Source organism: Taklimakanibacter albus (assembly GCF_016595235.1).
GTDB lineage: Bacteria > Pseudomonadota > Alphaproteobacteria > Rhizobiales > Aestuariivirgaceae > Taklimakanibacter > Taklimakanibacter albus.
This window is the reverse complement of record NZ_JAENHL010000007.1, coordinates 1,467,775-1,491,133: the sequence shown is the minus strand read 5'-3', so window position 1 is coordinate 1,491,133 and position 23,359 is coordinate 1,467,775. Positions and strand designations below refer to the sequence as shown.

Annotated in this window: 9 protein-coding genes; all 9 read left to right on the top strand. The window is 62.9% G+C overall.

All coding sequences use genetic code 11. From position 1 onward, the window contains the following. Positions 1-79 precede the first annotated feature (79 nt). Complete coding sequence (locus JHL16_RS18625) at positions 80-991, top strand: LysR substrate-binding domain-containing protein (RefSeq protein ID WP_200186352.1); 912 nt, start codon at positions 80-82, stop codon at positions 989-991. Between the two features lie 14 nt (positions 992-1,005). Further along, positions 1,006-2,295: an autotransporter outer membrane beta-barrel domain-containing protein gene (locus JHL16_RS18620; RefSeq protein WP_200187182.1), complete on the top strand. Its 1,290-nt coding sequence runs from the start codon at positions 1,006-1,008 to the stop codon at positions 2,293-2,295. 221 nt (positions 2,296-2,516) lie between these two features. Continuing rightward, positions 2,517-3,377 carry a FecR family protein gene (locus JHL16_RS18615; RefSeq protein ID WP_200186351.1) on the top strand — a complete coding sequence of 287 codons (861 nt, stop codon included), beginning with the start codon at positions 2,517-2,519 and terminating at the stop codon, positions 3,375-3,377. Between the two features lie 31 nt (positions 3,378-3,408). After that, complete coding sequence (locus JHL16_RS18610; RefSeq protein ID WP_200186350.1) at positions 3,409-7,524, top strand: autotransporter outer membrane beta-barrel domain-containing protein; 4,116 nt, start codon at positions 3,409-3,411, stop codon at positions 7,522-7,524. Between the two features lie 135 nt (positions 7,525-7,659). Beyond that, a complete protein-coding gene (locus JHL16_RS18605; RefSeq protein WP_246770973.1) occupies positions 7,660-8,772 on the top strand; it encodes a TIGR03032 family protein in 1,113 nt (370 codons plus the stop codon). Between the two features lie 232 nt (positions 8,773-9,004). After that, positions 9,005-12,697: an autotransporter outer membrane beta-barrel domain-containing protein gene (locus JHL16_RS18600; protein WP_200186349.1), complete on the top strand. Its 3,693-nt coding sequence runs from the start codon at positions 9,005-9,007 to the stop codon at positions 12,695-12,697. 366 nt (positions 12,698-13,063) lie between these two features. Then, the gene (locus tag JHL16_RS18595; protein ID WP_200186348.1) at positions 13,064-16,942 is read left to right on the top strand and encodes an autotransporter outer membrane beta-barrel domain-containing protein; all 3,879 of its coding nucleotides are present in this window, start codon (positions 13,064-13,066) and stop codon (positions 16,940-16,942) included. A 130-nt stretch (positions 16,943-17,072) separates the two neighbouring features. After that, a complete protein-coding gene (locus JHL16_RS18590; protein WP_200186347.1) occupies positions 17,073-20,141 on the top strand; it encodes an autotransporter outer membrane beta-barrel domain-containing protein in 3,069 nt (1,022 codons plus the stop codon). Between the two features lie 285 nt (positions 20,142-20,426). Beyond that, positions 20,427-23,330 carry an autotransporter outer membrane beta-barrel domain-containing protein gene (locus JHL16_RS18585; protein ID WP_200186346.1) on the top strand — a complete coding sequence of 968 codons (2,904 nt, stop codon included), beginning with the start codon at positions 20,427-20,429 and terminating at the stop codon, positions 23,328-23,330. The last annotated feature ends 29 nt before the right edge of the window (positions 23,331-23,359 follow it).

Here is a 23,359-nt window from a genome sequence, read left to right as displayed (position 1 = left end):
GCTTGAGTGCCAACTATTGAGGTTCGGCCCAGCTATTGTAAAATCAGAAAATCTGCTCAGCGTTATCGGGAATTCAGATATGCCACTCTCGATCAAGCAAGTGCGTTACTTTCTGGCCGCCGCCAATGCCGGGCAGGTGAGCCAGGCGGCGATCGAGCTCAATGTCTCGCAATCGGCGGTGACGGCGGCGATCAAGCAGCTCGAGGAGGATCTCGCCGTGCGCCTGTTCGACCGCCTACCGACCGGCGTGTCGCTCACCGCCGAGGGCACCCGCTTCCTGCAGCATGCGCGCATCATCATGGCGGCGGTGAACGAGGCGATGAGCGCGCCTCTGACCGAGGACACGGCGCATTCCGGCCATATCAGGGTCGGCGTCTCCTATACGGTGGCGGGCTATTTCATGCCGCGCCATTACGCCCGGTTCCTGCGCAACTATCCGCGCATCAGCGTCGAATTGCGCGAACTGCCGCGCGAGGCGATCGAACGCGGCATCGTCGACCGCACCCTCGATATCGCGGTGATGCTGGTCTCCAATCTCGCCGACACGGCGCGGATCGCGTCCGAAACCCTGCTCAGGTCCAGGCGGCGGTTGTGGCTGCCGGTCGAGCATCCGCTCCTCAACCGCGAGAACATCACGCTCGCCGAAGTGGCGGCCGAGCCCTATGTCATGCTCACCGTCGATGAGGCGATGCACACGGCCGGCAAATACTGGGTCAAGGCCGGGCTCGAGCCCAGGATGGTGGTGAAAACCTCCTCCGTCGAGGCGGTGCGCAGCATGGTCGCCGCCGGCATGGGCGTCACCGTTCTCTCCGACATGGTCTATAGGCCATGGTCGCTGGAAGGCCAGCGCATCGAGACCCGCAATGTGATCGGCGACATTCCCAGCATGGATGTCGGCCTCGCCTGGAATCGAGCGGTGCAACAGGGGCCCGCCACCCGCGTCTTCCATGACTTCATGAGCATGACCTTCTCGGGCGCCGCGGCGATGTAAGACGTTGTGGTAAAATTGCCGCAGTCGGCGGTAAATGCGGTTGCCTGTCGATCGACGCCTTCCTCGGCGGTGCGGGATCGCTGGCGGACGTGCTCGATGTCGGCGGCAATGTGACCGGCGTGACCCAAGTCTTCGTGACCGACACCAATGCCGGGCCGGGCGTTTACAACCCGACCGGCATCCTGGTGGCGCATGCGGCGGGCACCACGGCCGTCGGTGATTTCGTGCTCGCCAATGGACCGATCGACAAGGGGCTGTTCGCCTATGACCTCGTCTTCGACGCGGCGAATGGTGAGCATCGTCTCGTCGGCCTGCCCGACCGCGAGGCCTTCGAGCCTCTGGCGGCGGTGGCGGGCGCGCAAGCGATCTGGCGTGAATCAGCCGATGCCTGGTCGACGCGCCAGGAAAACCTGCGCGACATGCTCGCCACCAGCCACACGGTGACGGCGGTCGCCGATCCACCGGTCGAAGGCAGCGATGCGCCCACCGGCGGCCTATGGGCGAGCGTCCTCGGCAGCTGGTCGAAGCGCGACGACGATGCCTCCTTCTCGCTCCTCGATGCGAATCTCGACTTCGACATGAGCTACAAGCAGGACATCTATGGCGTGGTCGGCGGCGCCGATTTCCGCACCGGCCTGGGCGCGGGCGGCGGCAGCCTGCTGTTCGGCGTCATGGCGGGTTATGTCGATTCGACCCTCGATTTCGACGAAGGCTCGACCAGCATCGACAGCAAGGGCGCGACGCTCGGTGCCTATGCCGGCCTCTTGAGCAACGGCTTCTTCGCCACTGTGCTGGTCAAGGCCGACCTGCTCAAGATGGACTATCAGGTGGGCTCGCTGGCTGTGGACGACAATGACGATGCCGATGTCACCTCGCTCGGCGCCCGCGGCGATCTGGGTTACCGTTTCGGCGACACGCTGTTCGTCGAGCCGATGATCTCGGTGGACGGGTTCTCGACCAAGATCGACGACTTCTCGGTCGGCGGCGCCGACATCGATGCCGGCACCAATGAGAGCTACCGGGCTGGCGCCGGCCTCAGGGCCGGCTATGGCGGCGAGACGGTGCGGGCGTCGGCGACGGCCAGGGTGTGGGACGTGTTTTCGACCGACAATGAAGTCGATGTCCTGGCGGGGGTGCCGCTCGGCCTCTCGGATGACGACCTGGAGGGCGTCTATGGCGATGTCAGCGGCCAGGTCGACGTCACCCTGTCGGCCAATATGACGGCCTATCTGAAGGGTGGCAACCTGTTCAGCGACGACGTCACCAAGCCCAATGCGTCCGGCGGCTTTGCCTTCTCCTGGTAACCGGCCGACCCGTAACCGGTGGTTGCGGGCTGGTCCCCCGGCATCCAGAATATCTTGAAAGAGACCTCCCGATTTGCCCGCTTTTGAGGCATTCGGGGACGGGACTGTAGCCCATTCGCAACGGTCGCCCGGCAAATGATATTGTCGGACGTTTGCCGATTGTGTTTTTTCCCAAATCCGGCCAAAAAGATAACTCGGGGGAAAATTGGCGGGGAAATCTTATGGCGCGGTTCGCCCGAGTCCTTATTGCGGCTGCTCTGAGCGCTGTCGCTTTGGCAGGTCCGGCGGAAGCCGCCGACCCGATCGGGAAGGTCGTCGCTGCGGTGGGGTCGCCCACGGGTTCCGGCCGGGCGCTCAGCCCCGGCGTTCCCATATTTGAGAGCGACAAGGTCGTCACCGGCGGCGGCAACGTCCAGATCGTATTTATCGACGACACCAGGCTGGTCGTCGGGCCCAATTCCACCCTGGTGATCGACCGTTTCCTGATGCGCGGCGGCAATCGGGCGCAGAAATTCTCCGTCGACGCCTTGCGCGGCACCTTCCGCTTCATCAGCGGCAAATCGGCCAAAAACGCCTATGACATCAGGACGGCGAATGCGACCATCGGCATCCGCGGCACCGCTTTCGATTTCTCGTCCGGCCGTGAGACTTTGATCGCGGTGTTCGAAGGGGGCGTCCGGCTTTGCGCCTCGGGAACATGCGAAAGCATCCCCGAAGGCTGCGGCGTCGGGCGGGCGCGGCGCAACGATGTCGATCAATTGGGCGGCCGGTCCAAGGGCCAGGCGCTGCGGAGCCTGCCTTACATCGTCAATCAGGGCTCGCTCAACCGGTCCTTCCGGGTCAATACGCGCTCCTGCCGTTCGAGCCTCGGTCTGATCCTCGATTTCCAGAACAACAACCAGGGCAGCGGCCAGCAAGGATCCGGTCCGAGCGGAGATACCGGCGGGGGATCGCCGGGCGGCAATCCGGGCGGTGGCGGCAGCAATCCCGGTGGCGGCAATCCAGGCAGCGGCACGGGCGGTGGTGGTGGCGGTACCGGCGGCGGTGGCACCGGCGGCGGCCCGAGCGGGGGAGGCCCCTGATGTCGAGCAGGTCCGGACGAGGAGATAGATAATGGGACAGCCGTTCGATTGGATGCCGACCGGCGGTCACGGCAAACGAAGCGTAGGGCGCGTCTTGCGCAACCGCCTGGCGGTGACCACGATCCTGGCCGTGGCGCCGTTTCTGGGTTATGGGCGCCAGGCCTATGCGGCTTGTGAACCTGCCGCCGCTCCGCTCACGCATCTTTGCACCGACGCGAGTCCGGGTCAGTTCTTCTTCGTCAACAATGCCAATTTCGCGACGGGGACTCCCACCTATGTGACGACGGGTGGCCTTGGAATCGAAGGCCTCGGCAATCAGCGTTTCACCGACAATCAAGCCTCCACCAGCATCACCAACAGCAGCTATTACAGCCGCGGCCTCTCCGTCGTCTCCACGGGAGATCTCGGGGAAACCCCTGGTGCGGTGACCATTTTCACGGATGGCACGATCGGCGGCACGGCCCATGGCATCTACGCCCGCAATGAAGGCAGCGGCGATATCACCATCACGGCGAATGGCAGCGTCACCGGCACGGATTTCGGCGGTGACACCTATGTCAAGAATGATGGCATCTACGCCAAGAATTTCGGCGCCAATCTCACCGTCACCACGGGCATCGGCAGCACGATCACCGGCGAGCACAATGGCATCGATGCGCGCAATTATGGCTCTGGCAATCTGACGATCACCACCAATGGCGATGTCACCGGAGACAAGTTCGACGCCATCTACGCGGTCAATTCCGGTGACGCCCTGAGCGTCACCGTCAATGCCCAAAGCGTCGTCAAGGGCTTCGGCAACGGAATAGGCGCTTTCAACAATGGCAGCGGCGATCTCGCGATCAAGGTCGACGGTTCGGTCACCAGCGAGGGTTATGACGGCATTCACGCCCGCAACGAAGGCGCCAATCTCATCATCACCACCGGCGTGGGAAGCAGCATCCGCGGCGAAGGGCCCAGCCCGGAAAGCGAGGATGAAGACTCCAACGGTATCGACGCGGTCAACGAGGGCAGCGGCTATCTCAAGATCACCGCCGACGGCGAGGTGTTCGGCAATTTCAATGACGGCATCTATGCGAAGAACGAAGGCACCGACCTCATCATCGAGACCGGCACGCAGAGCGTCGTCAAAGGCGGCGGCAACGGCATCGGCGCCTATAATTACGGCAGCGGCAATCTCAGCATCAATGCGCAAGGCGTGGTCGGCGGCTACAGCCAGGCGGGCGACGGCATCAAGGCCTATAATTCAGCCGATGGCGGCTATCTGAAGATCGTCACCGGCACGCAGGCCGTCACCGGCGGCGATGACGGCATCCAGGCCGAAAACCTCGGCGACGGCGATCTCACCATCACCATCAATGGCGCCGTCACCGGCAAGAACGGCAACGGCATCACCGCGATCAACAACGGCGATGAATTCTACAACACCGAGACCGAGGAATGGGAACCGGCCTTCGGCCGCAACCTGACCATCACCACCAATGCGGCGGTGACCGGCAAGTTCTACGGTATCGAAGCCCTCAACCACGGCACCGGCGACCTCACCATCACCGCGAACGGCAACGTCACCGGTCAGGAAGAGGACGGTATCTACGCCTATAATTCGGAGATCGGGAGAGGCGCCTCGGTGACGACGGGTGCTGCCGCCAGCATCACCGGCAAATACGATGGCATCGACGCGCGCAATTACGGCGAGGGCAATCTCGAGATCACCGCCGATGGTAATGTCACCGGCCAGAATGGCGACGGCATCTTCGCGCGCAATGTCGAAGAGCGTCTGTATATTGGAGCCGATGAAGAGGTCGAGGGCAATGCTCTCGCTTTGACGATCACAACTGGCCCCGCGAGCGTCGTAACCGGCAAGCTCAACGGCATCTACGCCCAGGACACCGGCATGGGCAATTTCGAGATCACCGTCAACGGCCGGGTCACGGGTGAGACCCGCGACGGCATCTATGCCTTCGACGGCAGTGAGGGTTACGACACTCAAATCCTCGACGTGAATGAAGATGCCTACCACTTCTCCATCTTCACCGGCGCGGCGAGCATCGTCACCGGCAAGGAAAACGGCATCAATGCTCTCAATTTCGGCAATGGCGACCTGAATATCGAGGTCAACGGCCAAGTCACCGGCTCCTCCAGGGACGGCATCCATGCGATAAACAACCCGTTCGGCGTCCATGACCTGACGATCGGCACCGGGCTGGGAAGTGTGGTCATCGGAGCCAAAGACGGCATCGATGCCACGCAAGGTAGCGGGGGCTCATTCGAGATCACGGTGGACGGCACGGTCACCGGCCTGGGCGAGAGCTGTAAGGACAGCAAAGATAGCAAGGACAGCAAGGACGACTGCAAGGACAGCAAGGACGATTTCGGCTTCGGCATCAAGGCCTTCAACGACCAGGGCGACAGCGCCACCGAAATCGAGATCGGCGCCGCGGGCCTGGTGCAGGGCAAGGCTGCCGGCGTCTATGCAAGGTCGTGGGATGGTCAGGGCATCACCATCACCAATGCCGGCATCGTGCGGAATCTATCGCAGCTGCCCGGCGATCTCGCGATCGTGACGAACGGCGGCGCAGCCGAGATCGGCAATACCGGTGCGATCATCGGCACGGTGTCGCTCAGCTCATTCGACGACACGTTCAACAATGACGGCCTGTGGTCGACCACCGGTGCGAACGAGTTCGGCGACGGCGAAGAGGACGAGGTCAACAATAGCGGCGTCCTCGTTGCCGCGGTCACGCAGGGCACAAGCGAAAATCCGACCCTCACCGGCCTCGAGCGGTTCAACAATTCCGGCGCGATCTCGCTTATCGACGGCGGCGCGGAAGACACGCTCGAGATCACCGGCGTGCTCGCCGGCCAGACCGAATATAAGAGCGAAGGCGGCCTGCTGGGCGTCGATGCCATCCTCGGCCCCGAGGGGAAAGCGGACGAGCTCCAAATCAGCGGCAATGTCACCGGCGTAACCAAGGTCCATGTCAATGTCGTGGGCGCCACCGGCTTCAATGACGAAGGCATCGCGGTCGTGCGCGTCTTCAGCGGCACCACCGGCGATGGCGATTTCGTCCTCGACGGGCCGCTCAATGCCGGCTTCTACACCTGGGATATGCGCTACGACGATACGTTGAAACAGCATGAGCTGTTCTCCTCCGGCGTCGGCATAGGGGCTGAAGAATTCGCCGGCGGCATGACCGCCACCCAGGACCTGTGGTTCCAGACCTTAGGGACGCTGCTCGGCCGGCAGATGGATCTGAGATCCTTGATCGGCGGCACAAGCGTCACGCCGGTCGCCGATTTCGCCGAGCCGGTCTCGCCGACGCCCGTCGCCAGGGTCACGCCGGGCTTCTGGGTCTCCGGTCTCGGCGCCTATCTGAAACGCGACGACGAGCAGGACGGCTTCACCCTCGACCGCACGCAGACGATCTGGGGCGGGCTCGCCGGCTTCGACTTCGGCACCCAGGATGTCGGCGACGCGCTGCTGTTCGGCGTCTTCGGCGGCTACATGTCCTCGAAGCTCAAATTCGACGAGACCAACACCGAATGGAATTATGAAGGCCCGACGGTCGGTGCCTATGCCACCTATCTCGACCGCGCCTTCTTCGTCGATGTCACGGTCAAGGCCGACTTCCTCGATATCGAGATCGATCCGGAAGATTTGGCGCCCGACGCCGATGACGGCGATACCGACGCGCTCAATATCGGCGGGCGCATCGACACCGGCTACAAGTTCGGTGAGAGCATGTTCGTCGAGCCGCAAGCGTCGCTCGCGGTGGTGCACAGCGAGATCGACGATGTCGATGTGTTCGGCGGCACGGTCCAGTTCGACGACGAGACGAGTGTGCGCGGCAGGCTCGGCCTGCGCGTTGGTTTCGATCATCAGGCGAGCGACATGACGGTCTTCACGGGCGACGTGATCGCCAGCGTGTGGGAAGATTTCTCGGGCGACAACAACGCCACCATCGCCGATCCGGCCCTGCCGTCCTTCGGCGTGTCGGACGATCCGGGCTCCACCATGGGCGATATTTCGGTGGGCTTCGGCGTCGCGGCACCGGAAGGCTGGTCGGGCTTCCTGCGCGGGAACTACCAGTTCGCCAATGACTACGACGCCTATAGCGGCAATGCCGGGCTCAGATATTCCTGGTAGAACGACATTGATCGGATGCCTTGAAGCGCGCTAGGTCTTCCCGCGATTCATTGTCTCAGAGCGCTTCCCGCCAAAGTTGCTCGACTTTGGCGATATGGAAGCGCTCCAGATAGTATGTAATTCGGGAATATTGTCTTGCCTCCATCTGATCCAGCGCCTTCCACCGAAGCCCAAGCGCCAGCCGACGACAAGCCGGCGGCCGACAAGGCCCCCGCCGTCAACTATTCGATGTCGGGCGGCTTTCCGCGCCTGCTCGCCCGCCTCGATCTGTCGCTCGGCTTCACCTCCTACCAGTCGGGCAAGCTCTATCTCCTCGGCCGCAATCCCAAGGGCGGCGGGCTGATGGTGGACGAGCGGCTGTTTCCCAAGGCCATGGGCCTCTATGCCGAGGGCCACACGCTGGCGCTCGCCACGTTGTTTCAGATCCAGCGCTTCGAGAACGTCCTTGACGCCGGCCAGGCGATCAACCACACCCAGGACGCCTGCTATGTGCCGCGCATCACCTACACCACCGGCATTCTCGACGCGCATGACATCGGCCTGATGGCCGACGGGCAGATCGTCTTCGTCAACACGGCCTATAATTGTCTGGCGGTGCCGTCGGAGCGCCACAGCTTCACGCCGATCTGGATGCCGCCTTTCATTTCCGCTCTCGTCAATGAGGACCGCTGCCATCTGAACGGCCTCGCCATGGAAAACGGCAAGCCCCGTTATGTCACCGCCGTGTCGCGCTCGGACACGATCGACGGCTGGCGCGACCGCCGCGCCGAAGGCGGCATCGTCATCGATGTCGAGTCGGGCGAGATCGTCTGCACCGGGCTGTCGATGCCGCATTCGCCACGCCTCGTCGACGGGCGCCTGTGGCTGCTGAATTCCGGCACCGGCGAGCTCGGCGAGGTCGATCTCGCGACCAAGTCCTTCCGCCCGCATATGTTCTGCCCGGGCTTCGGCCGCGGCCTCGCCATCAAAGGCCGGCATGCTTTTGTCGGCCTGTCGAAGCCGCGCTACAAGCGCTTCGAGGGGCTGGCGCTCGACGACAAGCTGAAGGCCGCCGATTCCGAGCCCTGGTGCGGCATCCAGGTGATCGATCTCGACAAGAAGACCTGTGTCGAATGGTTCCGCATCGATGGTGCGGTGGCCGAGATCTATGACGTGGCGGTGCTGTCCGGCATCGCCTGTCCGATGTCGCTTGGTTTTGCCTCAAATGAGATCCGCAATCTCATCACCCATGATCCGCTGGTGCGTTAGATTTACATCCATAAGTTGTGGCGTCGGATCCTTGAAACAAACCTGACGAATCGACATTCGATCTAGGATTTTGATCCTGCAATTGACTGTTGCTAGAGCGCCACACTCTCGCGATCACTTTTGAATTACCGAGGGGAATCTGTGGCGACTGTCGCACCTGTCAGTTAAACTCGGCGTAATGTGCGGTGATTTGAAATGCCGCGACCAGGCTGGGGACCCCATGGAACGGCGCTTGAAATCGGTAAATCCTGTAACGCGTGTCCTGCGCAATAGGCTGGCTCTGACGACGATCCTGGCCGCGGCACCCTTCCTGGCCTATGGCCGCCAGGCCCTTGCCGCCTGTACCCCCAACCCCGTGGCGCCGACCTATTCCTGCAGCGGCGCCAGCGGGGCGCAGTCCTTCAACCTGGTCAACAACGCCTATATCACGACAGAGCCGGGCTTCAGCGTCACCGCCGGTGGCGGCGACAATGGCATCACCATCACCGGCGATGGCCATCTGCGTTATATCGACAATAACGCCTCGCCCGTCACCAGCGCGAACTTCACCGGCATCTATGTCCGCTCGGGCGGCGCGGTGACCATCAGCACCGGCGGTGCGATCACCGGCGGCACGAACGGCATCTATGCCCGCAATGACGGGCTTGGCCAGGTTTCGATCACCGCCGATGGCGCCGTTACGGGACAGTCGGGCGATGGCATCTATGCCGTCAATTACGGCGTCGATCTGACGGTCGTCACCGGCGCCGGCAGCGCGATCGAGGGGGGCGACGAGGGCATAAATGCGCTCAACGGCGGTGCCGGCAAGCTCGACATCACCGCCAATGGCGAGGTCACCGGCGCCAATGACGCCATCCACGCCTTCAACTCCATCGATGGCACCGATGTCGTCATCACGACCGGCGTGAGCAGTGCGATCGAGGGTGGCAGCAACGGCATCCATGCCGAAAATCAGGGGCGCGGAAGGCTCGAGATCATCGCCAACGGCTCGGTCGATGGCGGCACCGGCGATGGTATCTATGGCCGTAATCAAGGCGGTGATCTGATCATCACGGCCAATGCGGGAAGCGTGATCGAAGGCAGCGACGAGGGCATCGACGCAGTCAATATGGGCTCGGGCGAGCTCAGGGTGACCGCCGACGGCAAGGTTACAGGCACTCAGGATGACGGGCTCCGCGCCTTCAATTCCGGCAACGGCACCAATCTCAAGATCACGACGGGTGCTGCGAGCGATATCACGGGCGAGAATACCGGCATCTTCGCCGACAATTTCGGCACCGGCGATCTCGACATCAAGGCCTATGGCAAGGTCACGGGCGACGATGGCGATGGCATCTATGCACGCAATTCCTATGGCACCGACAATGGCGTCAATCTGAAGATCACCACCGGCGTTCAGAGCGACATCACCGGCTCGCGCTACGGCATCAAGGCGAAGAGCTACGGCAACGGTGACCTGATCATCACGGCGGATGGGCAGGTCACGGGTGAGAGCGAAGACGGTATCTTCGCACATGCCTATTACGGTCAGAATCTGACGATCACCACCGGTGCCGGAAGCGACGTCAGCGGCCTCGACGAAGGTATCGATGTCGAGAACACCGGCGTCGGCGATCTTACCGTCACGGTCGGCGGCAAGGTGACCGGGACGGAAGGCAACGGCATTGACGCCTTGAATGAAGGTGAAGATCTCACCATCACCGCCGAGGCCGGGAGTGTGATCAAGGCTGAGCAGGAAGGGATCTGGGGCCGGAACCGGGGCACCGGCAATCTCACCATCACCGCCAATGGCGCGATCAGGACCGAGAGCAGCGGCGGCAACGGCATCGGCGCCGAGAACGAGGAGGATGGCGGCGACCTGACGGTCACCACCGGCGCCGGAAGCTATATCTCCGCCGGCGATGACGGCATCTATGCCGAGAACAACGGCCGCGGCAATCTCACCATCCTTGCCGATGGAATGATCGAGGGGCGCGGCGATGATGGCATCTATGCCGAAAACGAGGGCGCCAATCTGAAGATCACCACGGTGGCGGGCAGCGTGGTCAAGGGCGCGGATGACGGTATAGACGCGCGCCATGAGGGCGGCGGGACCTTCGAGGTGACCGTGAACGGTTCGGTCAGTGCTACGGAGTTCTATGGCGTCAAGGCCGTCAATGACGGCAACGCGACCACCCGCATCACCGTGGGCGGCGCCGGTCTCGTCGAGGGCAACGTGGCCGGCATCTTTGCCAGATCGCTCGATGAGCAGAACATCGCCATTACCAATGACGGCATTGTGCGCAATCTCTCCGGAGAAGCAAACGCGCTCGCCATCGAGACCACCGGCGGCGCCACAGCGATCGACAACAACAATCAGCTTATCGGCACGGTGAAAACCGCGACCGGGTTCGACGCCAAGCTGACCAATAATGGTGTGTGGCGCACGCGCGGGTGGAGCTACTTCAACGGCGGCGACGACATCGTTTTCAACAACGGCACCTTGGTCGCCGCCGCCGACGCGGCGGCTGCTGAGGTCGTAACCCTCCACGATATCGAGACATTCAACAATGCCGGGCTGATTTCACTGGTGGATGGTCAGACCGGCGATCGGTTCAACTTGGTGGACGTCACTACTTTTCCGGGCACCCGCTATGTGGGTGACAATGGCCGGCTCGCCGTTGATGCGGTCCTGGCCGAGCCGGGAACCGGTGCATCGGATCGAATCGCCATTGCTGGCGTGACCGACGGCACGACCAAGGTCGTGGTGAATATCCTCGACGCCACCGGGCCCAACTATCAAGGCATCCAGGTGGTCGCGGCGGTGGCGACCGGCGAGGAAGATTTCGATCTCGAAGGTGGCCCCCTCAATGCCGGCTTCTTCACCTGGGATCTGGTCGCCCGGAACGTGCCGTTCCTCGGCCCGTCTCAGATCCTGGTCACGACCGGTATCGGCGCCGGCGCGCAAGAGATGGCGGCCGGCATCACCGGCGGCCAGGATTTCTGGCACCAGACGACCGCCACGCTGCTGCAGCGCCAGGCCGATCTCCGGGCCCTGCTGGCGGGGCCCCAGGTCACGCCGGTCGCCGATTATACGGAACCGGTCGCCCCCACGCCCGTGGCCAACGTCACCCCCGGCTTCTGGTTCAAAGGTGTCGGCGCCTGGCTCGAGCGCGATCAAGGCAATGGGCCGACAAGCACGGACCGCAAGCAGTCTATCTATGGCGCACTCGCCGGCTTCGACTTCGGCACCGAAAGTGCCGGCGAGACCTGGATGTTCGGCTTGTTCGGCGGTTATCTGACCTCCGACCTCGATTTCGACGTCACCGACACAGAATGGAAATACAAAGGCCCGTCGGCCGGCGCCTATGTCACCTATCTCAATCAGGCCTTCTATGCCGATCTGACGGTGAAGGCGGACTTCCTCGATGTCGATATAGATGCCGAGGAGATCGGCGGGATATCGGGTGAAGCCGACACGGATCTCTTCAATATCGGCGGCCAGATCGATGCCGGCTACAAGATCGGCTTCGGCCAGGGCGCCTTCATCGAGCCGCAGGCCTCGCTCGTCGTGCTCCATACCGAGATCGACGATATCGACGAGATCTTCGGCGGTTCGGTCGACTTCGAGGACGAGACGAGCGTGCGTGGCCGGCTGGGCATCCGTCTCGGCGCCGACTACGAACAGGGTGGCGTGATCCTGACGCCCGATGTGACGGCCAGCGTGTGGCAATCCTTCACCGGCGACAACACCGCGACGGTGTTCGCGCCGCTCACGCCGGCTTTCGATGTCTCGGACGATCCGGGCGAGACGGTGGGCGATGTGTCACTGGGCCTAGGCGTGATGGCGCCCGACGGCTGGTCCGGATTCCTGCGCGGCAATTACCAGTTCGCCGAGGATTTCGAAGCGGTCACCGGCAATGCCGGGGTGAGGTATAGCTGGTAAAGATCAGGCGACGGGGGGAACTACCCACGTTTCCCCCTCTCCCGTCCGCAGGATGGGAGAGGGTGCCCGATAGGGCGGGTGAGGGCTCTTCCGCTTAGCACCGTTCCATCAAGGTAAGAGCCCTCATCCGGCCTTCGGCTACCTTCTCCCATTGCTTCGCAACGGGCGAAGGGAAAGGCGGGAGGACTTCTGTTCTCACATAGTATCTATGCGATAGCTCTCCATGCTCCGCAGGCCTGTCGCAGCCCCAAAACCTCGCTGCAAAACCTCGTGATGTAAGCGCCGCACCCCTCAAATGGGAGGCCCGGAAATCCCCTGACCCTGTAATTGTTTAAGAAGAAACAGGCTGGGACGGACGGGGGTAGAATGAGTTCGCTGGGAACGCCGCAAAAGGGGCAAGGCGGCAAGTCGGGGACGCGGCAGTTGCGCAACCGACTGGCCCTGACGACCATCCTCACCGTGGCGCCGTTCTTCGGCTATGGCCGCACCGCCTATGCCGCCTGCGATCCGGCGCCGGCGTCGCCGACCTTCGTCTGCACCGGCAATGCCAATGTCGTGACGCAGGCCATCACCGCCGACAATGCCGATGTCTCGACGGCGCCGGGCTTCAGTGTCATCGCGCCCGTCGGCAACGGCATCACCATCACCGGCGACGGCCATCTGCGTTTCACCGACGAGAACGCTTCGATCATCACCGGCGACGAGGACGGGCTGAGCGTGAGCGCGGCCGGCGACGCCGGCTCCACCCCCGGCACCGTCACCGTCACCGTGAACAGCACGATCACCGGCGGCTTCAATGGCCTCCGCGCCCGCAATGACGGCACCGGCGACCTCGTGGTGACGGCGGACGGCAAGGTCACGGGCCAGAATGGCTCCGGCATACTCGCCGGTGCGGGCGCGAGCGGGCGCGATCTGACCGTGAACACCGGGGCCCAGAGCGACATCGCCGGGGACAGGTTCGGCATCGATGCCCGCAGCTCCAGCACCGGCGATCTCTTCGTCAATGCCAATGGCAAGGTCACGGCGATTGATGGGGACGGCATGCACGCCTTCACGACCGGCCGAGACCTGACCATCACCACGGGGGCGGACAGCGTCATCACCGGCAGCAGGTTCGGTATGATCGGCCGCAATGACGGTACGGGCGACCTCGCGATCACCGTGAACGGGGATGTCACCGGGATGGTCCGCGAAGGCGTCTATGCGCTCGGCAATTCCACCGCCAACAATGTGACCGTCACCATCGCCGCCGGAAGTGTCGTCAAAGGCGGTTATGATGGTGTCGAGGCGCGCAATATCGGCCGCGGCGCTCTCAATGTGAATGTCTATGGCGACGTCACGGGCACGGTCCAGAATGGTGTCTGGGTCGTCAATTATGCCGGCACCGGCGCCACGGTCACCACGGGTGCGCAGAGCAAGGTCACAGGCTATGACGGCATCGGTGGCCGGAATGACAGCGGCGATTTCACCATCACCGCCAATGGCGAGGTCACCGGGACGGATCGCAACGGCATCTATGCCCGCAATCTCTCGAGCGGCGATCTGAAGATCGCCACCGGCGCGGCGAGCGATGTCAAAGGCCAGCAGAATGGCATCGATAGCCGCATGATCGGCACCGGCGACATCGAGATCATCGCCAATGGCAAGGTCACCGGCACGGAAGGCATGGGTATCTACGCCTTGAGCGCCGCGGGTGGCGGCGATATGACGATCACCACGGGCGCCGGCAGCACCGTAGCCGGTTTCAATTTCGGCATCACCGGCATGAACAAGGGCGCGGGGGATCTCACGATCACGGCCAACGGCAATGTCACGGCCCAGAACGGGGGCGGCGTCGCCGTCTATGGCCGTAACTTCGGTGACGCCGGCGATATCACCATTACGACCGGTGCGGGCAGCTATCTCAAGGGAGATGGCGGCATCCGTCTTCTGAACAACGCGGCAGGTGACGCCAAGATCGATGTCGGCGGGCGGGTGAATGCACGCTTCTACGGAATCGATGCCGGCAATGGGCTGGCGAGCGACAGGCTCGAGATAACCACGCGGGCCGGCAGTGACGTTTCGGGAGCGTTCTACGGCATTCACGGCCGCAACGCCGGCGGTGATCTCATCATCTCGGTTGCCGGTGACGTCACGGCGAGCGCCGGCCATGCGATCATGGCGCGCAATCAAAACACGGCTGACGATCTCATCGTCACCGTCGAGGCCACGAGCACCGTCGAGGCCCAGAGCGGCGGCATCATCGCCACTAATCGCGGCACCGGCGTGACCGAGATCACTGTGCGCGGTGTCGTCGAAGGAATGGACGGCACCGGCATCCATGCCACCTCGACGACTGCCGGCGGCGGGGTCATGATCGCTACCTCGGCAGGAAGCCGGGTCACCGGTGGCCTAACCGGCATACAAGCCTTTGACGAGAATGATCTCGCCATCGACATCACGGTAGACGGCGACGTCCGCGGGGTGGACGAAAATGGTGTCTATGCCCGCAATTTTGGTTACGGAGGTGCCGACATCAAAGTCGGCGCGACCGGCCGCGTCCAAGGCATGGTGGCGGGCATCGATGTGGCCTCGACGGGCGGCAAGACGGTCGTCGACAATGCCGGCCTGATCACGGCCACCAATCTGATGGCGATCAATGTCAAAGGAGCGCCCGCGGAGATCACCAATATCGGCGTGATCAATGGTCGTGTCGATCTGACCGGTGGGGACGACAGGCTCGACAATCTGACGGGCGGCGTCTTCACGGCGTACAACTCCGACTTCGGCGCAGGCAATGATGTCGTGAACAATGCCGGCCTGGTGCAGGCGGCCCATGGCATCGCCGAATTTGAGAATACGACTCTCTGGAATCTCGAGGCCTTTAACAATTCGGGAACGATATCGCTGGTCGATGGCCTGCAGAATGATGGCTTCAGCGTTGGTCCAGCCGCCAAATATGTGGGCTATGGCGGACGGCTCGCCGTCGACGCCTTCCTGGCGCCGGGAGTGCCCGGCAAGTCGGATCTTCTCATCATCAACGGCGACGCAAGCGGAACGACAAATCTCGTCGTCAATCTCACCAATCCGATCGGCAGCGCCCCCAATATCGACGGTATTCGGGTGGTGATCGTGAGCGGCAATTCGCTCGAGGAGGACTTCAATATCGAAGGCGGTGTGCTCAATGCCGGCTTCTTCGCCTGGGACCTGCGCCGTGTCGAAGAGGGCGGCGATGTCGTCCATGAGCTCTACACCGCAGGCCTCGGCGCCGGCGCTTACGAATTCGCCGCCAGCATCACCGGCGCCCAGGATATGTGGCAGCAGACGACCGGCACGCTCCTGCAGCGCCAAGCCGATCTACGGCCGCTGCTGGGTGCCACACAGGTGACGCCGGTCGCCGATTTCGCCGATCCGGTCGACCCGACGCCGGTCGGGCGCGTGACACCCGGCCTGTGGTTCAAGGCGGTGGGCGGCTGGCTCAATCGCGACGGCGACACCGACAACAATGTCGTGCTCGACCGCAGGCAGACCGTGTTCGGCGGCATTGCCGGCTTCGATTTCGGCACCGAGAATGTGAGCGGGCAGGGCGACGCGCTGCTGTTCGGCCTGTTCGGCGGCTATCTCACCTCGAAGCTCACTTTCGACTCCACCAATACGGAGTGGAAGTATGACGGCCCGACGATCGGCGCCTATGCGACCTATCTGAAAGACGCCTTCTATGCCGATCTGGTGGTCAAGGCCGATTTCCTCGACATCGATATCGACGCCGATGACCTGGCGCCCGATGCGGAAGCCGACACGAATGCGACGAATATCGGAGGTCAGATCGATCTCGGCTACAAGATCGGCTTCGGCCATGGTGCCTTCATCGAGCCGCAGGCGTCACTGTCGGTGCTCCACACCGAGATCGACGATATCGACGACATCTTCGGTGGGTCGGTCGAATTCGAGGATGAGACGAGCGTACGCGGCCGCTTAGGCTTGCGTCTCGGCGCCGACTATGAGCATGACGGTCTGCTGCTGACGCCCGATGTGACGGCAAGCGTCTGGCAGTCCTTCAGCGGTGACAATAATGTTACCGTCTTGGCGCCGCTGACCCCGGCGAGCGATGTCTCCGACGATCCGGGCGAGACCATGGGCGACGTCTCGCTCGGCCTCGCGGTGACGGCGCCCGACGGCTGGACCGGCTTCCTGCGTGGCAATTACCAGTTCGCCGAGGATTTCGACGCCATCACCGGCGCCGCGGGCTTGCGCTACGCCTGGTGATCTGACCTGTGGTTGCATGAAAACGCTGGCCGTCTGACTATTTTTGGGGGCATTGCAACCCGTTCTTGAGCGAGGCGATTTGCCCGCGTTACCTCCTTGGCGGAAATCCGGAATCCGCCTGGGGGATAATGTGAAGTCGAAGAACCTGTTCCGCCGCCGTCTCGCCGTGACGACGTTCCTGACCGTAGCGCCGTTTTTCGGCTATGGCCGCATGGTCCATGCCGCCGGCTGCGACCCGGTGACCTTGCTGTGCTCCGGCGAGACGTCCGATACCCAGGATCTGTCCGGCATCGACAATGTCCATGTCGTCACGGCGCCCGGCTTCAAGCTGGAGGCTGAGAACGACGCTATCCTCCTCAATGGCTATGGCGACATGCGCTTCACCGACGAGAATGCGGCGCTTGTCGACGGCGGCTATAACGGCACGGGCCTCTCCATCCGCGTCAAGGGCGATAGCGAGGACATACAAGGCGCCATCACCATCACGACCGATGGCACGGTCAAAGGCCATCTGGGCGGCCTCAACGCCATCAATATGGGATCGGGTGATATCGTCATCACTGCCGACGGCGAGGTTTCCTCGACCGGTGGCAAGGCCATCTTTGCCCGCAACGCCGCTGCCGGCGGCAAGCTCGTCGTCACCACCGGGATTGGAAGCGAGATCAGCGGATATGCCATCGGCATCGATGCCCGCAATCAGGGCTCGGGCAATCTCGAGATCACCGCCAATGGCCAGGTGACGAGCGAGACGGCGACCGCGCTCCAGGGCATCCATACCGGCAAGGGCGACGGCAAGCTTATCATCGTGACCGGCGAGGGAAGCGAGATCACCGGCGCCCGCGGCATCTATGGCCAGAATTCGAGCGGCGGCGGGCTCGAGATCATCGCCAATGGCAAGGTCACCGGCAATGGCGACAGCGACCAGCAGGAGCGCGACGGCATCTTCGCTTATAACAGCGAGGGCTCGGCCACGATCACGACCGGCGTCAACAGCGAGGTCTCGGGCTCCGACGGCATCGTCGGCATCAACAAGGGCGCCGGTGGGCTCAGCATCACGGCCAATGGCAAGGTCTATGGCACCGGGCGCTCCGGTATCGTCGTCGAGAATCTCGAGGGCGGCGGCGGGGCCACCGTCACCACCGGGGCCGGAAGTCTCGTCAAAGGAAAATCCTACGGTATCAAGGGAAGCAATGAGGGCGATGGTGATTTCATCATCAACGTCCAGGGCGATGTCATCGGGGGCTGGCGCGGCATCGAAGTCCGGAACAGCTCCTATAGCGGCGCGCTCTCGATCACCAGCGCGGCGGGAACCTCGATCAAGGGGAAAGCCTCCGGTATCCATGCCTTACATGCGGGCTCGGGCGATCTCGAGATCACCGTCGGGGGCGAGGTCAGCGCGGAAAAATACTACGGCATATTCGCCTATAATGGCGGTCAGGGAGACACCGTCATAAGAGTCGGCAGCGGCGGCCTCGTGCAAGGCGGCTATACCGGCATTCTCGCCCGTTCGAATGACGGACAGTACATCGCGATCACCAATTACGGCGAGATCCGCAATTTCTCGGGCAAGTCCTATGATCGCGCCATCGAGGCGAGTGGCGGCCCCGCCAGGATCGACAATTTCGGCAAGATCATCGGCACGATCCAGTTCGACGACGAAGGTGATATTTTCACCAATCTGGGTGTGTGGGACACGAGCGGCAGCGTCGAAGGCTTCGACCGGAGCGATTTCCTCGGCGGGCATGACGTCTTGAACAACAAGGGCACGCTGATCGCCGCCAACAATGCCGCGGTCGAGGAGCGCTCCGAGATCGCTGATCTCGAAGTCCTCAACAATTCGGGACTGATCACGCTGGTCGACGGGCAGGCGGGCGACGCACTGCTCATCGGCTCCTATGACGGTCATGATTATGTCGGCCAGAATGGCCGCGTCGCTCTCGACGCAGCCCTCGGCGCCGGCGAAGACGGCAAAGCCGACCGCCTGTTCATCGCCGGTAATGTCAGCGGCGTGACGACGGTCTCCATCAATGTGACGGCGCTGGCCGGCGTCAATTATGACGGCATCGCGCTCATCACCGTGGGGGGCGATGCGACGGAGGGCAATTTCGTGCTCGAAGGCGGTGTGCTCAATGCCGGCTTCTTCGCCTGGGGCCTGCGCCTCGACGAATGCGGCTGCTCCAGCGTCTATGAGCTCTACACCAAGGGCATCGGCGCCGGCGCTCATGAGTTCGCCGCCGGCATCACCGGCGCCCAGGACATCTGGCAGCAGACGACCGGCACGCTGTTGCAGCGCCAGGCCGATCTGCGCGCGACGATCCAGGCGACGCAGGTGACGCCGGTCGCCGACTTCACCGAGCCGGTTTCGCCGACCGCCGCCGGCCGGGTCGGCCCGGGCTTCTGGTTAAAGGCGCTGGGCGGCTATCTCGAGCGCGACGCCGAGACGAACGGGTTTGCCCTCGACCGCAAGCAGACGGTGTTCGGTGGTCTCGCCGGCTTCGACGTCGCCACGGATACTCTCGGCGACACGGTGCTCCTGGGCCTGTTCGGCGGTTACCTCACCTCCGATCTCAAATTCAAATCCACCGGCACCGAATGGGACTTCGAGGGCCCCGCGCTCGGCGCCTATGCGACCTGGCTGAATGAAGCCTTCTATGCCGATCTCACCGTCAAGGCGGATTTCCTGTCGATCGACATCGATGCCGACGATCTGGGGCCGGGCCAGGCCGACACCAATGCGATCAATCTCGGTGGCCAGCTCGATATGGGCTACAAGATCGGCCTCGCGCATGGTCTCTTCGTCGAGCCGCAGGCCTCGCTGTCGGTTCTCCATACCGAGATCGACGATATCGATGACATCTTCGGCGGCGCGGTTGCCTTCGACGACGCCACCAGTGTCAAAGGGCGTCTCGGCCTGAGGCTTGGGCATAATTTCACCTCGGGTAATTCTGTTGTCTATTCATCGGATGTGACGGCGAGCGTCTGGCAGGATTTCTCGGGTGACAACAACGCCACCATCACGGCTATCGATTTTCCGGCGACGGAAGTGGCGGACGATCCCGGCCAGACGATCGGTGACCTGTCGCTCGGCTTCAGCATGACGGCGTCCGAGGGTTGGTCGGGCTTCCTGCGCGGCCACTACCAGTTCGCGCCGGATCTTGACGCGGTCGTCGGCAATGCCGGGTTGCGTTATGCGTGGTGAATAACTTCACCGCTGCAATGTTCTGCATCACAACCTCAGATACGTCCGATCGAATCAAGTGTGGGAATTCGCCAACGGAAATGTGATCGCTTCCGTGGCAAAATGGCGCGCGGACCCAAAATTTCTGTTGCAGTAATCCAATGTCAGTTTAATCCTGTCCGCCAATAGGCGCCGATTTGCGCCGCAGTGCATATTTTTGGGGGGCGGTACGTGATACGGAAAACCTGGACGGCATCTTCGGATGCTTCTCGCGCGCAACGTGCAAGCCGCGCATTTCGCAATCGATTGGCTCTGACGACGGTCCTGACCGTGGCGCCGCTCGTGAGCTATGGCCGCCAGGCCGAGGCGGCCTGCGCGCCCGACCCGGTGGCGTCGAGCTATTCCTGCAGTGGCGCCAATGCGACGCTGAGCTTTCTCAATATCGACAGCGCCGCCATCACGACGGTGGCCGGCTTCAGCGTAACCGCCACGGGGGTCGAGCACGGCATCATCATCACCGGCGACGGCCAGCTGAGCTATATCGACACCAACGCCTCGCCGATCACGAGCGAAAACGGCACCGGCCTCGTCGTCCATGCGACGGGCAATGTGGAAGGCGAGGTCGGCGAGGATGGCGGGATCGTCATCGATACGAACGGCGCCATCACCGGCGCCGCCGGCATCGATGCCCGCAATGACGGCGCCGGCGATGTCTCGGTGACGGTCAGCGGTGAGGTGACGGGGAGAACCAGTGACGGCATCTATGCGCGCAATTACGGACGCGATTTGACGATCGCCACCGGCGCGGGCAGCGTCACTGGCGGTAACGACGGCATCGAAGCCCGCAATGACGGCTCCGGGGATCTCGAGATCACCGCCGAAGGTGAAGTCACCGGCCGCAGCGGCGCTGGCATCGAGGCCGAGAACTCCTCCGACGGCGTCAATCTGACAATCATCACCGGCACGCAGAGCGTGATAACCGGCTCCGACAGCGGAATCTACGCGCGCAATCGCGGCGACGGCGATCTCGACATCACGGTCGATGGCCAGGCTACCGGGTTGGACAATGACGGAATATTTGCCGAGAACGGCAGCTATGACGGAAACGAATACAGTGTCAGGGGTGTCAATCTTACCGTCAGGACCGGCGCTGAGAGCGTGGTCGTCGGGGCCAGCGATGGCATCGACGCGGAGAACTATGGTCGTGGCAAGCTCGAGATCACCGTCAACGGCGCGGTGACCGGGATCGAGGACAACGGCATTGAAGCGGAAAATTCAAGTGACGGTACCCATCTCACGATCACCACAAATGCCGGCAGCGTTGTTCGCGGCGGCGATGACGGCATCAATGTCGAAAACAATGGCGACGGCGATCTCACCATCACCGTCAATGGCAGGGTAACCGGCGAGGAGGATGGCATTGACGCCGAGAATGACGGATCCGGCGACACGAGGATCACGATAGGAGAGAGCGGTGTCGTCGAGGGCAGATATTCCGCGATCGATGTTGATTCCGACGATAATCAGGATATCTGGATCACCAATTACGGCTCGGTCAGGACTCTGTCGGGCGATTCGACCGCCGTTGCCATCACGACCTATGGCGGCGATACGGTGATCGAGAATCACGGCATCATCACCGGTGTGCTGCGTTTCGCCGAAAACGACGATGATCTCGACAATTACGGCGTCTGGAACACCGCCGGCGGCCGCAATGAATTCGGCCTCGACACCGACCGCGTTTTCAATGAAGGCGTGCTGGTGGCGGCGAATGACGCGCAGGCCAATGAGACGACCGAGCTTCTCGATCTCGAGGAGTTCCACAATAACGGCGGCCTCGTCTGGCTGGCCGACGGCGCGGTCGGGGATACTCTCCGGATGCGCGGCGAGATCATGAACGAGTTCGATGACCCTCTGCGCTACTCTGGCGAGGATGGCTATCTGGCGGTCGACGCGGTGCTCGGCGCCGGCGTGGCCGGTGAATCGGACATCCTCGAGATCATCGGCAATGTCGATGAGGAAAGCTCCACCACCATCGCGGTCAATGTCGTCGGCGTGTCGGGCGTCAATCTGATCGGCATTCCGGTGGTCAAGGTCATCGACGGCGATACCGGCCCCGACAATTTCAGCCTCGATGGCCCGGTCCATGCCGGTCTCTTCGCCTGGGACTTGAGATTCAACGACGAAGAGAACTGGTACGAGCTCTTCACCTCAGGCATCGGCATCGGGGCCTATGAGATGGCGGCCGGTCTCTCGGGCGCCCAGGATATCTGGCACCAGACCACCGGTACGCTGGCGCAGCGCCAGGCCGATCTGCGCCCGCTGCTCAACGGCACGCAGGTGACGCCGGTCGCCGATTTCGCCGAACCGGTCGCGCCGACGGCCGCGGGCCGTGTCGGACCGGGCTTCTGGTTCAACGCGGTGGGTGGCTGGCTCGACCGTGATGCCGAGAGTGACGGCTATACGCTCGACCGCAAGCAGTCGATCTATGGCGGTCTCGCCGGCTTCGATTTCGCCGCGGACGGCGAGGGCAGTGGAACCTGGCTGTTCGGCCTGTTCGGCGGCTATCTCAGCTCGACGCTGAAGTTCAGCGAGACCAACAGCAAGTGGACCTATGACGGCCCGACCATCGGTGCTTACGCCACCTATCTGAACGATGCGTTCTATGCCGATGTGACCGTCAAGGCCGACTTCCTGTCGATCGACATCGAGCAGGATGACCTGGGTGCCGATGACAGCGATACCGACGGTATCAATCTCGGCGGCCGTATCGATGCCGGCTACAAGATCGGCGGCGGTGCGGGCGCCTTCGTCGAGCCGCAGGCCACCTTGGCTATCGTCAACGCCGATATCGACGACGCCGAAGTCGGCGGTGCCGATGTCGACTTCGACAGCGAGACCAGCGTCAAGGGCCGGCTCGGCCTGAAGCTCGGCTATGACCACACCGCCAGCAATGAGATGATCTTTTCGTCGGACCTGACGGCGAGCGTCTGGCAGGAGTTCAACGGCAGCAACGATGCGACGGTCTCGGCGGCGGGCCTCGGTGACTTCGGCGTGTCGGACGACACGATCGAGACGCTCGGCGACATCTCGCTGGGCTTCAGCGTCACCGCGACCGAAGGCTGGTCGGGCTTCCTGCGCGCCAACTACCAGTTCGCCGAGGATTTCGAGGCGATCACCGGCAATGCCGGGTTGCGGTACTCCTGGTAGAGCTGCCGCCGGCAAAATGATTCCCTCTC